14 protein-coding genes are annotated in these 13,616 nt (G+C 64.2%); 1 reads left to right on the top strand and 13 read right to left on the bottom strand.

The features are described 5' to 3' along the window. Positions 1–22 precede the first annotated feature (22 nt). Positions 23–820, bottom strand: a complete 798-nt coding sequence (locus NKJ37_RS07585; protein ID WP_023811480.1) for an ABC transporter substrate-binding protein — start codon at positions 818–820, stop codon at positions 23–25. Positions 821–898: 78 nt separating this feature from the next. Then, complete coding sequence (locus NKJ37_RS07580) at positions 899–1,216, bottom strand: hypothetical protein (RefSeq protein WP_164893002.1); 318 nt, start codon at positions 1,214–1,216, stop codon at positions 899–901. A 112-nt stretch (positions 1,217–1,328) separates the two neighbouring features. Here NKJ37_RS07580 and NKJ37_RS07575 point away from each other — a divergent pair, with 112 nt between their 5' ends. Further along, a complete protein-coding gene (locus tag NKJ37_RS07575; protein ID WP_023811479.1) occupies positions 1,329–2,420 on the top strand; it encodes an LLM class flavin-dependent oxidoreductase in 1,092 nt (363 codons plus the stop codon). 284 nt (positions 2,421–2,704) lie between these two features. On the opposite strand, the gene NKJ37_RS07570 is transcribed toward NKJ37_RS07575, so the two are convergent. The 11 genes from NKJ37_RS07570 to NKJ37_RS07520 all read right to left on the bottom strand — a co-directional run bounded on the left by NKJ37_RS07570 (position 2,705) and on the right by NKJ37_RS07520 (position 13,424). Beyond that, positions 2,705–3,100, bottom strand: a complete 396-nt coding sequence (locus tag NKJ37_RS07570; protein WP_023811478.1) for a RidA family protein — start codon at positions 3,098–3,100, stop codon at positions 2,705–2,707. Positions 3,101–3,164: 64 nt separating this feature from the next. Next, entirely contained in the window at positions 3,165–4,313 is a 1,149-nt protein-coding gene (locus tag NKJ37_RS07565) for an acyl-CoA dehydrogenase family protein (protein ID WP_352773489.1), read from the bottom strand. Positions 4,314–4,523: 210 nt separating this feature from the next. Further along, entirely contained in the window at positions 4,524–5,336 is an 813-nt protein-coding gene (locus NKJ37_RS07560; protein ID WP_352773486.1) for an enoyl-CoA hydratase family protein, read from the bottom strand. After that, positions 5,333–5,803 carry a MarR family winged helix-turn-helix transcriptional regulator gene (locus NKJ37_RS07555; protein ID WP_352773483.1) on the bottom strand — a complete coding sequence of 157 codons (471 nt, stop codon included), beginning with the start codon at positions 5,801–5,803 and terminating at the stop codon, positions 5,333–5,335. The genes NKJ37_RS07560 and NKJ37_RS07555 overlap by 4 nt, the downstream gene beginning before the upstream one ends. Beyond that, entirely contained in the window at positions 5,797–6,555 is a 759-nt protein-coding gene (locus tag NKJ37_RS07550; RefSeq protein ID WP_352773480.1) for an SDR family NAD(P)-dependent oxidoreductase, read from the bottom strand. Before NKJ37_RS07550 ends, NKJ37_RS07555 begins: the two co-directional genes overlap by 7 nt. Positions 6,556–6,757: 202 nt before the next feature. Next, positions 6,758–9,052, bottom strand: coding sequence for a bifunctional salicylyl-CoA 5-hydroxylase/oxidoreductase (locus tag NKJ37_RS07545; protein ID WP_352773477.1), 2,295 nt, complete (start codon positions 9,050–9,052; stop codon positions 6,758–6,760). Positions 9,053–9,193: 141 nt separating this feature from the next. Then, positions 9,194–9,793 (bottom strand): VOC family protein, encoded by a 600-nt coding sequence (locus NKJ37_RS07540; protein WP_352773474.1) that lies wholly within the window; start codon positions 9,791–9,793, stop codon positions 9,194–9,196. A 78-nt stretch (positions 9,794–9,871) separates the two neighbouring features. Beyond that, positions 9,872–10,708: an ATP-binding cassette domain-containing protein gene (locus NKJ37_RS07535; protein ID WP_352773471.1), complete on the bottom strand. Its 837-nt coding sequence runs from the start codon at positions 10,706–10,708 to the stop codon at positions 9,872–9,874. Beyond that, a complete protein-coding gene (locus tag NKJ37_RS07530; protein ID WP_352439691.1) occupies positions 10,701–11,579 on the bottom strand; it encodes an ABC transporter ATP-binding protein in 879 nt (292 codons plus the stop codon). Before NKJ37_RS07530 ends, NKJ37_RS07535 begins: the two co-directional genes overlap by 8 nt. Beyond that, positions 11,576–12,424: an ABC transporter permease gene (locus NKJ37_RS07525; RefSeq protein ID WP_352439690.1), complete on the bottom strand. Its 849-nt coding sequence runs from the start codon at positions 12,422–12,424 to the stop codon at positions 11,576–11,578. Before NKJ37_RS07525 ends, NKJ37_RS07530 begins: the two co-directional genes overlap by 4 nt. Next, positions 12,417–13,424 carry an ABC transporter permease gene (locus NKJ37_RS07520; protein WP_023811468.1) on the bottom strand — a complete coding sequence of 336 codons (1,008 nt, stop codon included), beginning with the start codon at positions 13,422–13,424 and terminating at the stop codon, positions 12,417–12,419. The genes NKJ37_RS07525 and NKJ37_RS07520 overlap by 8 nt, the downstream gene beginning before the upstream one ends. Positions 13,425–13,616 lie beyond the last annotated feature (192 nt).

Raw genomic sequence — 13,616 nt, 5'->3', positions numbered from 1 at the left:
CGATGTCAGCGCAGCTTTCAGCTCAGGCCTTCGGCAGCGGCATTTCCTTCATGGTCGAAGAGTCGGCGGGCGCGTCGCTGCCGAACCACTTCTTGTGGATGGCGGCCAGCGTGCCGTCCTTCTTCATAGCGCTCAGCGCGTCGTTCAGCTTGCCGAGCAGCGGGTGGTCCTTGCTCATCATCAGGCCGTATTGTTCGCCGGTCTTGATGCGCTCCTTGACGACCAGGTCCTTCATCTTGGTGAAGGAATACTCCATGCCTGGAATGTCGCTGACGGCGGCATCGACGCGGCCGGCGCTGAGGTCGAGCAGCAAATTCTGCTGCGTGTCGTAACCCTTCACGTCGCTGAAGCCGCCGGCTTCCTGATGTGCCTTGACCCAGGTTTCACCGGTCGAGCCGGACAGCACGCCGACGATCTTGCCCTTGAGGTCGGCCTCGGCCTTGATCGGGCTGTCGGCCTTGGTGGCAATGCCCATGTCGGAATCATAATAGGGCTGCGTGAACGACTGCGACTTCAGCCGCTCGGCCGTGATGGTGATCGACGAGATGGCGACGTCGATGCGCTTCGACGTGGTGGCGGCAAACAGCGCCTGGAAGCCGAGATCGGCGATGTCGGTGGTCATGCCGATGCGCTTGGCGGCTTCGTTGACGATGTCGACTTCAAAGCCTTCGAAGGTGCCGCTCTCGTTCTTGAATTCGAAGGGCGGGTTGGTCGGATAGGCGCCGACATTGAGCACATCGGCGGCATAGGCGGTGGCGGGGCCGGCGGCGATGCCGACGGCGGCGGCAAGAAGAAGCAATTTGCGGCGCGTGAAGCTCATTTGTGTTCCCTCTGTTGTTGATCGGGCGGGTTGCTCCCGCACGGTTTTTTGCCGCCCCGCTTCACGCAGGACGTCAATTCATGGCAGCGACCATGCGGTCATGGTTGGCGACGTTTTGTGTTGCAGATCGCGGATCTGCGCGCGCACTTCATCGAAGGCATGGCGCGCATTGGATGATGACTGGGGCAGTATGAACGACAAGAACTGAGACTCCCACCCGGAGCACCCACGATGGACTGGCCGGCACGATGAACTGGTCTGCACGATGGACTGGCCGGCAAGCCCGTCCGGCACGGCAATCGCCATCGACTCTGGAATGCTTATCCAAAGTGCGGCGCTTTTCAAGGCGAAAGTTTTAAGCTTAAAAAGCTGCGGTGTCCGTTGCGTGGCCGACACGGTGCGGCCCGCTGGAACCGATACCCGCGAGCGATGGCGACGCGAAGCTATTTCAGGCTTGAAATATCTCCGCGCGGGCCTAGCGTGTGCTCTCTCGCCGGGAGGTCGCGACATGAACAAACCACACCCCTTGCACGGCCCGAACAGATTGAAGCTGGGGGTCTTTTCGACCAATGCCGATGGCGGGCTGGCCATAACCGATGTGCCTGAACGCTGGACGGCAAGCTGGCAGGACAATCTGACCGCAGCCCAGATCGCCGACCGTGCCGGGCTGGAGTTCATGCTGCCGATCGCCCGCTGGCGCGGTTTTGGCGGCCGCAACAAGGTGCGGGAATGGTCGTTCGAGACCTTCACCTGGGCGGCGGCCCTTGCCATGGCCACCGAGCAGATCGGCCTGTTCATGACCGTGCATGTGCCGCTGGTGCATCCGCTCTATGCCGCCAAGGCGCTGGCGACGGTCGACCACATCAGCCAGGGTCGCGCCGGCCTGAATATCGTCTGCGGCTGGAATCCGAAGGAATTCGGCATGTTCGGCACGCCTCTGGTCGAGAAGGGCTACGACCAGGCAGCGGAATGGATCGAAATCCTCGAAAAGCTTTATGCCTCGCCCGACCCGCTCGACTATGAGGGCACCTACTACCGCCTCAAGGAAGCCGTCAGCCGTCCGGCCAGTCTGCAGGTGCCGCGCCCGGTGACCATGAACGCCGCTTTCGGCGGGCCCGGCCGCGATTTCGCCGCCGCGAGATGCGACTATCTGTTCACGACCTTTTCCGAAATGGGCGATGCCGGCAAACATGTCGCCGACATCAGCGAGCGGGCAGACAAGGTGGGCCGTGATGTCGGCGTCTACACCGTGGCGCATGTCGTCTGCCGCCCGACGATGGAAGAGGCGCGGGCATATTACACGCGCTATGCGGTCCATATGGCCGACCACGACGCCGTCGATGCCCACATGGCCGGCAAGAAGGAATTCTCGCAGTCGCACGACCCGCACGCCTATGACCGCTACCGGCAGCGTTTCGCCGGCGGCGCCGGCACCTACCCGCTGATCGGAACGCCGGAAACGATCGCCGCCGACATGGTCGCCATTGCCGGGCATGGCTACCAGGGCATCGCGCTGTCCTTCGTCAATTACACCAGGGAGTTGCCCTATTTCTGCGATCACGTGCTGCCGATTTTGCGGAAGGCGGGGCTTCGCGCATAGTAGTGGTGATCAGTTGCGGTGGATCATCGCGGATATTCGGAATTAGCCGAAGCCCTCCCCAACGTCGTCATCCCTGGGCGAAGCAGGAGCGCAGCTCCGTCGCGGAGACCCTGGGATCCATGCCGCGACTTCGGCCGTGGAGTGTGCAGCGGTGCAGAATTCTGGACCGTGGTGACGCTTTGGAGTCCCGGCATGGATCCTCGGGTCTGCGCCGCGTCGCTTCGCTCCTTGCTTCGCCCGTGGATGACGAAGTAATGGGCGTTTACTCCGGACGAACGAATTCCCTATTCCGGAATAACGGCAGTCGCCTGGATCTCCACCTTGGCCCGGTCTTCGACCAGCGCCACCACCTGCATGGCGGCCATCGCCGGAAAATGCCGGCCGATGACCTCGCGATAGGCCTCGCCGATGCCCCTGAGGTTGGCTAGGTATTCGGCCTTGTCGGTAAAATACCAGGTCATCGAGGTGATGTGCTGCGGTCCGGCACCGGCCTCGGCCAGCACCGCCACGATGTTCTGAAGCGTTTGCCGCACCTGGCCGACAAAATCGTCGGTCTCGAACTGGCATTGCCCGTTCCAGCCGACCTGTCCGCCGACGAAGACGAGCTGCCCGCGCGCGGCGACGCCATTGGCGTAGCCGACAGGTTTTGCCCAGCCTTCGGGCTGCAGAATCCTGTGCATTCAAAACCTCCCGGTATTCCAAAACCCAATTTTCAAAATCGAACGCTCGTCAAAATCTCTGCCGTCAGGCCGCGCCCATCACCTGCCGCGCGATCACCACCTTCTGCACGTCGGAGGCACCCTCGTAGATGCGCAGCGCGCGGATCTCGCGATACAGGCTTTCGATGATGTGGCCCTTGCGGACACCGTCGCCGCCATGCAGCTGCACAGCCTTGTCGATCACCTCTTGCGCCTTGTCGGTGGCAAACAGCTTGGCCATCGCCGCCTCGCGTGTGACCCGCGCGGCCCCCATGTCCTTGGTCCACGCAGCGCGGTAGACCAGAAGCGCCGCCGCATCGACGTCGAGCGCCATATCGGCGATATGCCCCTGCACCATCTGCAATTCGGCCATCGGGGCGCCGAACAGTTTGCGCTCCGCCACGCGTTTGATGCTCTCGTCCAGTGCGCGGCGGGCAAAGCCGAGCGCCGCCGCGCCGACGGTCGAACGGAACACGTCGAGCACCGACATGGCGATGCGGAAGCCATCGCCCGGTTTGCCGATCAGTGCGGCGGCCGGCAGGCGGACCTGGTCGAAAGACAGCCGCGCCAGCGGATGCGGCGCGATTACTTCCAGCCGTTCGGCGATGCCAAGGCCCCTGGCGTCGCCAGGCACGAGGAAGGTGGAAAGCCCCTTGGCGCCCGGCGCCTCGCCGGTGCGGGCAAAGACGACATAGAGATCGGCGATGCCGCCATTGGAGATCCAGGTTTTTTCACCGGAAAGAACATAGCTGTCGCCGTCGCGGGTCGCCGTCATTTCCGTGTTGGCGACATCCGACCCCGAGCGCGGTTCCGACAGGGCGAAGGCTGATATCGCCTTGCCGGCGCGCGTCTTCGAAAGCCATTGCTGTTGTTCCGGCGTGCCGAACAGGCTGAGCGCGCCGGTGCCGAGCCCCTGCATGGCGAAGGCGAAGTCGGCGAGCCCGTCATGGCGCGCGAGCGTCTCGCGCGTAATGCAAAGTGCGCGCACATCGAGTGGCCTCGGATTGTCGGTGTCGAGCGCCGTCGGCTTCAGCCAGCCGTCCCGGCCGAGGTTCGCCACCAACTCGCGGCAGGCGGCGTCGACATCATGGTGATCGACCGGCAGGTTTTTCGCGCACCATGCCTCCAGTTGGTCGGCCAGCGCGCGATGGTGGTCTTCGAAGAACGGCCAGTTGAGGAAGGAACGGTCAGGCATGGGCGCCTCCTTCCGCGCAGCGATCCTTCACACCCCCCTCTGCCCTGCCGGGCATCTCCCCCGCAAGGGGGGAGATCGGACGTTGTTTTGGCTTTCGCCAATCTCCAAAATTGCAGTATGGGCGCTGCCAACGAAACCGCTGATCTCCCCCCTTGCGGGGGAGATGCCCGGCAGGGCAGAGGGGGGTGCCTGGGCGCAAACCTGTCATCCTCAATCCCCCTCGAACACCGGCTTTTCTTTGGCCACGAACGCCTTGTAGGCGCGCTCGAAGTCGCGGGTCTGCATGCAGATCGCTTGCGCCTGCGCTTCCGCCTCGATCGCCTGGTCGAGACCCATCGACCATTCCTGGTTGAGCTGCGTCTTGGTGATGCCGTGCGCAAAGGTCGGGCCGGAGACGATGCGCGCCGCCATGTCGAGCGCGTCGGCCTCCAGCGATGCGGCATCGACCAGCCTGTTATAAAAGCCCCAGCGTTCGCCTTCCGCCGCCGTCATAGTACGGCCGGTGTAGAGCAGTTCGGCGGCGCGGCCCTGGCCGATGATGCGTGGCAGGATCGCGCAGGCGCCCATGTCGCAGCCGGCGAGGCCGACGCGGGTGAACAGGAACGCGGTCTTGGCTTCCGGCGTGGCGACACGGATATCGGAACTCATCGCAATGATGGCGCCGGCGCCGACCGCGACGCCGTCGACCGCCGCAATGATCGGCTTGCCGCAATTCAGCATCGCCTTGACGAAATCGCCGGTCATGCGGGTGAAGGCGAGAAGCTGCTTCATGTCCATCTTGACCAGCGGGCCGATGATCTCGTGGACATCGCCGCCGGAGCAGAAATTGCCGCCATTGGAGAGGAACACCACGGCATCCACGTCGTCGGCATAGACGAGGTCGCGGAAGGTGTCGCGCAGTTCGGCATAGCTGTCGAAGGTCAGCGGGTTCTTGCGCTCCGGCCGGTCGAGCCGGACCTTTGCGATCCTGCCCTCGACCTCCCAGAGGAAATGCTTGGGCTTGCGCCCGGCCATTGCGGTCATTCGCGTCCCTCCCAGTTGCTGCGGAACGAGGTCAGCATGCCGGTCAGCCGGCGCGCGTCGTCCTCGCTGACCTTGCCCAGCAATTCACCGATCCAGCCCTCATGCGCCGCGGCGATGGTTGCAAAGGCCTGCGTGCCATCCTCGGTCAGCCGCACCATCGACGTGCGGCGGTCGCCATTGCGCCTTGCGCGGGCGACAAGCCCTTCCGAAACCAGCCGGTCGACGATGCCCGTGACATTGCCGTTGGAGACCAGCAGGAAACGCGACAGGTCGCTCATCAGCATGCCTTCCGGCGCGCGATAGAGCGCGGCCATCACGTCGAAGCGCGGCAGCGTCGTGTTGAATTCCTTCTTCAGCCGCTCGCGCAGCTCGGCCTCGATCGTGCGTGAGGCGCGCAGCAGCCTGATCCACAGCCGCAAGCGGTCCTTGCCGGGTCCCGACGGCGCGGGCAGGGGGCCAGCTACCATGTTTCGCCTCCTGAGATGGAAATCGCCTGTCCCGTTATCGACTGGGCGGCGTCGCCGCAGAGCCACAGCACAGCCGCGGCGACCTCATCCGGCTGGATGAAGCGGCCTTGCGGGTTGGTCGAGGCGAGGCTTGACCGCGCTTGCTCGACCGAGCGGCCGGTCTTCTCGATGATGCGCTGGATGGACTCTTCCAGCATTTCGGTTTCCACAAAGCCTGGGCACACGGCGTTGACGGTGACGCCCGATTTCACTGTTTCGGCGGCAAGAGCCCGCATCAGGCCGATGACGCCATGCTTGGCGGCGACGTAAGACGCGACGTAGGCGTAGCCTTTCAGGCCGGCGGTCGAGGCGATGAAAACAATTCGTCCCGTTTTCCGCGCGGCCATGCCGACCAGCGCCGGCTTCACGGTCAGGAAGGCGCCGGTCAGATTGACGTCGAGCGTCCGCTGCCAGTCGCTGAGCGCGGTTTTGTGCGCCGGGGCGCTGCCGGCCATGCCGGCATTGGCGACGACGATGTCGAAGGGGCCACGCGCGGCTTGCGCCCTCTCGTAGAGCGCCGCCATTGCCGCCTCGTCGGTGACATCGGCGACAATGCCGAAGATGCGGTCGTTCTCGCCGGCCACCTCAGTGAGCTCCGCTTCCCGGCGGCCGCAGATGGTCACGTCGATGCCGGCAGCAGCCAGCGCCAGCGCAACGGCCCGGCCGACACCGGACCCACCGCCTGTGACCAGCGCATGCTTGCCCGCGATCATGCGCCAATCCTCGAAACTTGGCGCCAAGTGCCCCCACCCCTAACCCTCCCCACAAGGGGGAGGGAGAAGGAGAAGGCTACGACAGCGCCCATCCATTGCAAACTTCTGCGGTTCCAGAGCCGATTGCGACTTGGTCCCCTTCCCCCTTGTGGGGAGGGGCTAGGGGTGGGGGTATAGCGCTGACGTGGCAAATGAAAAACAATCATACTTTCAGCCCCGCTGCCGCGTCGCGCTCGGCCAGACGGTAGAGCTGGTCGCGCCCGGGCAGATAGGGATCTGGCCATTTGACGCCACGGTCGCCGAGCGTCACCGCCGCATGCAGCGTCCAGTAGGGATCGGCGAGATGCGGTCGTGCCAGCGCCACCAGGTCGGCGCGGCCGGCCATCAGGATCGAGTTGACATGATCCGGCTCGTAGATGTTGCCGACAGCCATCGTCGCCATGCCGACCTCGTTGCGGATGCGGTCGGAAAACGGCGTCTGGAACATGCGGCCATAGACCGGCTTTGCCAGTGCCGAGGTCTGGCCGGCCGAGACGTCGCAAATGTCGACGCCGGCTTCGTGCAGCAGCCGCGCGATCTCGACCGCGTCGGCCGGGGTCACACCTTCGATACCGACCCAGTCATTGGCCGAAATGCGCATCGAGATCGGTTTTTCCGCCGGCCAGGCGGCGCGCACCGCTCGGAAGACTTCGAGGGGATAGCGCATGCGGTTTTCCAGCGAGCCGCCATAGGCATCCGTGCGCCGATTGGTGACCGGCGTGATGAAGGATGACAGCAGATAGCCGTGCGCGGCGTGGATCTCGAGCATGTCGAAGCCGCAGCGATCGGCCATCTCGGCGGAGGCCACGAACTCATCGCGCACTCGGTCCATGTCGGCGCGGTCCATCGCCTTCGGCACCTGATTCTGCGGCGACCACGCCACGGCCGAGGCCGCCATCACAGGCCAGTTGCCTGAGACCAGCGGCACGTCGGTGCCCTCCCAGCCGAGCCGGGTCGAGCCCTTGGCGCCGGAATGGCCAATTTGGGCGCAGATCTTCGCCTCGGTCTCGGTGTGGACGAAATCGACCAGCCGCTTCCACGCCACCTCATGTTCGGGCGCATAGAACCCGGGACAACCGGGCGTGATCCGCCCTTCCGGGCTGACGCAGGTCATCTCGATATAGATGAGGCCGGCGCCGCCCTTGGCCCGCTCGGCATAATGGGTGAAATGCCAGTCGGTCGGGCAACCGTCGACCGCCTTGTATTGCGCCATCGGCGAGACGACGACGCGGTTCTGCAGCCTCATGTCGCGCAGCTTGAACGGGGCGAACATCGGCGCGCGGCGCAGGCTGTTGCCGCCGGCGCCTGCCTGGCGCTGGAACCATTCTTCCGCGCTTTCAAGCCATTCGGCATCGCGCAGCCGCAAATTCTCGTGGCTGATGCGCTGCGAGCGGGTCAAAAGCGAGTAGTTGAACTGCACCGGATCGAGGCCGAGATAGCGCTCGACCTCCTCGAACCATTCCAGCGAATTGCGCGCCGCCGATTGCAGCTTCAGCACCTCGGTGCGGCGGGCATCCTCATATCTACGAAACGCGGCGTCGAGGTCCGGCTCGGTTTCGACATATTCGGCCAGCGCCACGGCGCTTTCCAATGCGAGTTTGGTGCCGGAGCCGATCGAGAAATGCGCCGATGCCGCCGCATCGCCCATCAGCGCGAGATTCTTGTAGGACCAACGCTCGCACAGCACGCGCGGGAAATTGATCCAGGCCGACCCCCTGATATGGTTTGCATTGGTCATCAGCGCGTGGCCGCCGAGATGCTTGGCAAAGATGCGCTCGCAGACGGCGATCGATTCCTGCTGCGACATCGCGCCGAAGCCGAAAGCAGTCCAGGTCTGTTCGCTGCACTCGACGATGAAGGTCGCGGTGTCGCTGTCGAACTGGTAGGCGTGCGCCCACACCCAGCCATGCTCGGTCTTCTCGAAGATAAAGGTGAAGGCGTCGTCGAATTTCTGTTGGGTGCCGAGCCAGACGAACTTGCATTTGCGGGTGTCGATGTCGGGCTTGAAGATGTCGACGAAACTGTTGCGCGCCCTGGAGTTCAGGCCGTCGGCCGCGACGACCAGATCATGCGTCTCCATGTAGGGCTTGGGATCTGCAATGTCGGTCTCGAACATCAGCTTGACGCCGAGTTCGCGCGCCCGGCGCTGCAGCAGGACCAGCAGCCGCTTGCGGCCGATGCCGCAGAAACCGTGACCTGACGAGACCGTACGCACGCCGTCATGGATGACGGCGATGTCGTCCCAGTAGGCAAAGTGCTTCTTGATCCAGACGGCGCTGACCGGGTCGTTTTTCGACAGATTGTCGAGCGTCTCGGCCGACAGCACGACGCCCCAGCCGAACGTGTCGTCGACGCGGTTGCGCTCGAACACCGTCACATCGTGCGCGGCGTCCCTCAGCTTCATCGAAATTGCAAAGTAGAGGCCGGCTGGTCCGCCGCCGAGAACCGCAACCTTCATGTCTGCGATCTCCTCTTCGCTTGCTGGAGTTCAGTATCGCGCCGGCGACAAGATATTTCAAGCTTAAAGTTTTATATCAAAACGATTGTCCTGACATGGCGAAAGCGCGCCTGCGTATCATCGCGCAAGCGCGCTGCCGGATCACTTTTCCGGGTTCTTCGGGCTCCACAGCACCGTCTCGGCGCCCTTCTCATAGGCCATGCCCGAGGGATAGCTGATCGCCTCCAGCTGCAGACCCCACGGCGCCTGGAAGTAGAGGATGGTCTGGCCGGCGGCGGGCCCTTCCTTGACCGGCAATGGTCCCATGCGTGTCTTGACGCCCTTGCCTTCGAGATAGGCTTTGGCGGCTGCGACGTCGTCGACATAGAAGGCGATATGGAAGCCGCCAATGTCGCTGTTCTTCGGTGTCAGGTCCTTCTGGTCCGGTGCTGTGTATTTGAACAGCTCGATGTTCGAGCCATAACCGCAGCGGACCATGGTGACCTCTTCGATCACCGCCTTCGGATCGACGCCCAGGAGATCCTGCATGAAGGTGCCCTTGTCGTCGGCAAACGGGCCGAACGACATCGCCTTCTTGCAGCCGACCACTTCGGTGAAGAAGTCGACCGCTTGCTTCATGTCGGGAACGGTGATGCCGGTGTGGTCGTGGCCGCGCATGCCTGGGATCGAATCCGCCGAGGCCATGCCGGCGCTGCCGAGCATCGCGGCGGCCACCGTTGCAATTGCGATTGTGGTCTTCATGTCAGTCCTCTCCATTTGGCGGGACTTGGGTCTTTGTGGTCGCACGTCCGAGGCCCGCTCTTCGGCGTGCGTATGCATTCATGTCGGCGCCTTGGCGGCGGCGGGGATGTCCAGCCAGCCAGCATCGATCTCGGGCAGCGGAATGGCCGCGATGAGATCGCGCGTGTAGGCCTGCTGCGGCTTGTCGAACAAGGCGTCGGTGGCGCTCGCTTCGACGATCATGCCTTCGCGCATGACGATCACTTGCCGGCACAGCCGCCGGATGACCGACAGATCGTGGCTGATGAAAGCGATGGTCAGCCCCATTTCCGCCGCCAGCTTTTCCAGCAGCGTCAGGATCTGCGCTTGCGTCGACACGTCGAGCCCTGAGACGATCTCGTCGGCCAGCACGAATTTCGGCGACAGCGCCAGCGCCCGCGCAATGCCGACGCGCTGGCGCTGGCCGCCCGACAATTCGTGGCGATAGCGGCTGGCGAAACTTTGCGGCAGGCCGACACGCTGCAGCGCCTCAGCGACGCGCGCCTTGAGATTGTCGCCAAGGCCGTTCTGTTTCAGCGGCGCGGCGATGATGCTGGCAATGGTGCGGCGCGGGTTGAGCGACGACATCGGATCCTGGAAGATCATCTGCAGATTGCGGCGCAGCGGCCGCAGTTCGGCTTCCGGCAGATGGGTGATGTCGCGGCCGTCGAAAGTGATGCTGCCTGCGCTGGGTTCCAGCAGGCGTACCAAAGCGCGGCCGAGCGTTGATTTTCCCGATCCGGATTCGCCGACGATGCCGGTCACCGAGCCCTTGGGCAGGTCGAAGTCCAGGCCCTTCAGGATTTCGACCAATGGCGCGCGGCCGATCAGTGGCTTGCGCGTCATGTCGGGCAGCGCGACCTTCAGCCCGCGCACGGAGAACAGTGGCTCAGCCATGCGGCCGCCTCCAGGCTTGGTCGGCGGCAGCGATCTCCGAAGCAAGCCCGGCCAGAACCGCCTCGTCCACCGGCTTCAGCGAGGCGAAAGGATCGGTGTAGCGTGGCGTCGCCGCCATCAGCGCTCGTGTATAGGGGTGCTGCGGCGCGGCGAAGAGCGCTGCGGTCTCGGCCTCCTCCACCACCTTGCCGGCATAGAGCACCGATACCTTCTGGCTGATCTTGGCGACGACGCCGAGGTCATGGGTGACGAACAGGATCGCCGTGCCGTGCTCGCGCTGCAACTGCACGATCAGCCGCAGGATCTGTTTTTGTACGGTCACATCGAGAGCCGTGGTCGGCTCGTCGGCGACGATCAGCCTTGGCTCCGCGGCGAAGGCGGCGGCGATCAGCACGCGCTGGCGCATGCCGCCTGACAGTTCGTGCGGATAGCTTTTCAGCACACGGTCGGGATCGCGGATTTGCACCTCGTCCAGCAATTGCCGAATGCGGGTATCGGCCCTCTCGCCACTCCAGCCGAGGATGCGCACCAGCCGGTCAGTCATCTGCGAGCCGACGCGGCGCGACGGGTTAAGCGCTGTCAGCGGGTCCTGCGGGATCAGCGCCGTGCGTGCCCCGATCAGCGTGCGCCGTGCCTTGGGCGGAAGCTTGCCGAGGTCTTCGCCTTCAAGCCGCATGTCGCCTTCGACAATGCGCACACTCGAAGGCAGGACGCCGAGCACCGCCTTGCCGATCATCGTCTTGCCGGCGCCGCTTTCGCCGACCAGCGCGCGGACTTCACCGGGCTGGACCGCAAGCGACACCGATCGCAGCACGCGCTGGCCGTTGGGCAGCACCGCGCTCAGATCCCTGATGTCGAGACAGCCGCTCATCGCAGCACCGGATCGAAACGCGTCTTCAGCGCCTCGCCGAACTGGCTGAACGACAGCACGGTCAGGATCAGCGTGATCAGCGGGAACACCAGCACCCACCAGGCCTGATGGATCGACAGCCGGCCCTCGGCGATGATGCCGCCCCAGGTCGGATCGTCGGTCGAGATCGACAGATTGACGAAGGACAGGATCGCCTCGACGATGACGGCGATGCCCATTTCCAGCGACAGCAATGCGACGATCGACGGCACCACATTGGGCAGCACTTCGCGCAGCATGATGCCGATGCGGCCATAGCCGGCGATGCGGGCGTTCTCGACATAGTCCATGCGCGACTGACCCATCGTCTCGGCACGGATCACCCGGCAAAAACGCGTCCAGTCGATGATGGCGATGGCCAGGATGACGGAACTCAAGCCCGTGCCAAGCACCGCCACGAGCAATATGGCGAACAGCACCGGCGGAAACGCCATCCAGACATCGACGACGCGCGAGATGATGCGGTCGGCCCAACCGCCGAAATAGCCTGCGATCAGGCCGAGGGTCGAACCGACCAGGCACGCAGCGATGGCTGCGGAAAAGGCGACGATGAAGGCGATGCGGCCGCCGAAGATCAGCCTCGACAACAGATCGCGGCCGAGGCTGTCGGTGCCGAGCCAATAGCCGGGTTCGGCGCCATTCATCCAGAATGGCGGCAGCCGTTCCAGCATCAAATCCTGCGCCAGTGGGTCCTGCGGCCCGACCAGCGGTGCGAAGATCGCGGCCAGCAGCGCCAGCAGCAGCCAGCCGCCGGCAAGCCACAAACGTGGCGACACACCTCGCCTTTGAGCACGACCCTCATCCATGGCGTAGCCTCGGATTGAGCAGCGCGTACATCATGTCGACGCTGAGGTTGATCAGCACGAACAGCAGCGCGAAGACCAGCACGATGCCTTGAATCAAAGGCAGGTCGCGGTTGATGACGGCGTCGATCGCCATGTTGCCGAGGCCTTCATAAGAAAACAGCCGTTCGACGATGACCGTGCCGCCAATGAGAAAGGTGAACTGCACACCGACCAGCGTCAGCGTTGGTAGCGCGGCGTTCTTCAGCGCCTCGCGCAGGATGACCTGCGTTTCCGAGAACCCCTTCACCCGAGCCAGCACGACATAGTCGAGGTCGAGCACTTCCTTCAGCGACTGTTTCAACAGCTGCGAGATGATTGCCGCCAGCGGCAGCGCCAGCGCCACCGCCGGCATCAGCATGTGCTTCAGGAGGTCCCAGGTCAGGTCGAGGCGCAGGCGCAACAGGCTCTCGAACAGATAGAACTGGGTGACGAAAGGCAGGTCGAGCTGCGGCGACACCCGGCCGGAAATGTCGAAGATCGGCACCAGCACGCCGAACAGCAGGATCAGCACCAGGCCCCACAGGAAGTCGGGAATGGAGAGCGCCGCGCCGCTGGCGATGTCGATGCCGGCCTCGACCGCCGTGCCGCGCTCGCGCGCGCCGATGATTGCCGTCGTGCCGCCGAGCGCCACCGCTATGATGAGCGCGACGATGGCAAGCTCCAGCGTCGCCGGCAGCCGGTTGAAGACGAGACCCAGCACATCCTGCCGCAGCGAGATCGAGGTGCCGAAATCGCCCCTGGCGACGCCCGACAGCCAAATGAAGAATTGTTGCACGATGGTCTTGTCGAGCCCATAGAGCGCCCGCAGCCGGGCGAGGTCGGCATCCGTCGCGCCGGGCGGCAGCATCATGGCGATAGGATCGCCGGGCGCGACGCGGATCACGACAAAGACGACGACGGCCACGCCGAACAGCGTGATCAGCATCGTCAGCAGACGGATCAGGAATCTTTGTAGGAGCATTCCGGCGTAGGCCTACTGCGTTCGGTGGCTGATGGAACGAACAGCCCCCTCACCCGGCCGCTTCGCGGCCACCTTCTCCCCGAGGGGAGAAGAGGTCGCCGACGGCTGAGCCAAGTCTCTTCTCCCCAGCGGGGAGAAGGTGGCCCGAAGGGCCGGATGAGAGGGCCTGCGTCGTTAAAGAAGACACGCTAC

Source organism: Mesorhizobium sp. M0140, from assembly GCF_040322475.1.
In the GTDB taxonomy this organism is placed as follows: domain Bacteria; phylum Pseudomonadota; class Alphaproteobacteria; order Rhizobiales; family Rhizobiaceae; genus Mesorhizobium.
Note: the sequence above shows the minus strand (reverse complement) of the source record. Positions and strands in the feature narration are given on the sequence as shown.

What these genes read in the sequence shown, in the direction of transcription:
- NKJ37_RS07585 (WP_023811480.1), bottom strand. Translation starts at nt 820, where the DNA reads ATGAGCTTCACGCGCCGCAAATTGCTTCTTCTTGCCGCCGCCGTCGGC.
- NKJ37_RS07575 (WP_023811479.1), top strand. Translation starts at nt 1,329, where the DNA reads ATGAACAAACCACACCCCTTGCACGGCCCGAACAGATTGAAGCTGGGG.
- NKJ37_RS07570 (WP_023811478.1), bottom strand. Translation starts at nt 3,100, where the DNA reads ATGCACAGGATTCTGCAGCCCGAAGGCTGGGCAAAACCTGTCGGCTAC.
- NKJ37_RS07565 (WP_352773489.1), bottom strand. Translation starts at nt 4,313, where the DNA reads ATGCCTGACCGTTCCTTCCTCAACTGGCCGTTCTTCGAAGACCACCAT.
- NKJ37_RS07560 (WP_352773486.1), bottom strand. Translation starts at nt 5,336, where the DNA reads ATGACCGCAATGGCCGGGCGCAAGCCCAAGCATTTCCTCTGGGAGGTC.
- NKJ37_RS07555 (WP_352773483.1), bottom strand. Translation starts at nt 5,803, where the DNA reads ATGGTAGCTGGCCCCCTGCCCGCGCCGTCGGGACCCGGCAAGGACCGC.
- NKJ37_RS07550 (WP_352773480.1), bottom strand. Translation starts at nt 6,555, where the DNA reads ATGATCGCGGGCAAGCATGCGCTGGTCACAGGCGGTGGGTCCGGTGTC.
- NKJ37_RS07545 (WP_352773477.1), bottom strand. Translation starts at nt 9,052, where the DNA reads ATGAAGGTTGCGGTTCTCGGCGGCGGACCAGCCGGCCTCTACTTTGCA.
- NKJ37_RS07540 (WP_352773474.1), bottom strand. Translation starts at nt 9,793, where the DNA reads ATGAAGACCACAATCGCAATTGCAACGGTGGCCGCCGCGATGCTCGGC.
- NKJ37_RS07535 (WP_352773471.1), bottom strand. Translation starts at nt 10,708, where the DNA reads ATGGCTGAGCCACTGTTCTCCGTGCGCGGGCTGAAGGTCGCGCTGCCC.
- NKJ37_RS07530 (WP_352439691.1), bottom strand. Translation starts at nt 11,579, where the DNA reads ATGAGCGGCTGTCTCGACATCAGGGATCTGAGCGCGGTGCTGCCCAAC.
- NKJ37_RS07525 (WP_352439690.1), bottom strand. Translation starts at nt 12,424, where the DNA reads ATGGATGAGGGTCGTGCTCAAAGGCGAGGTGTGTCGCCACGTTTGTGG.
- NKJ37_RS07520 (WP_023811468.1), bottom strand. Translation starts at nt 13,424, where the DNA reads ATGCTCCTACAAAGATTCCTGATCCGTCTGCTGACGATGCTGATCACG.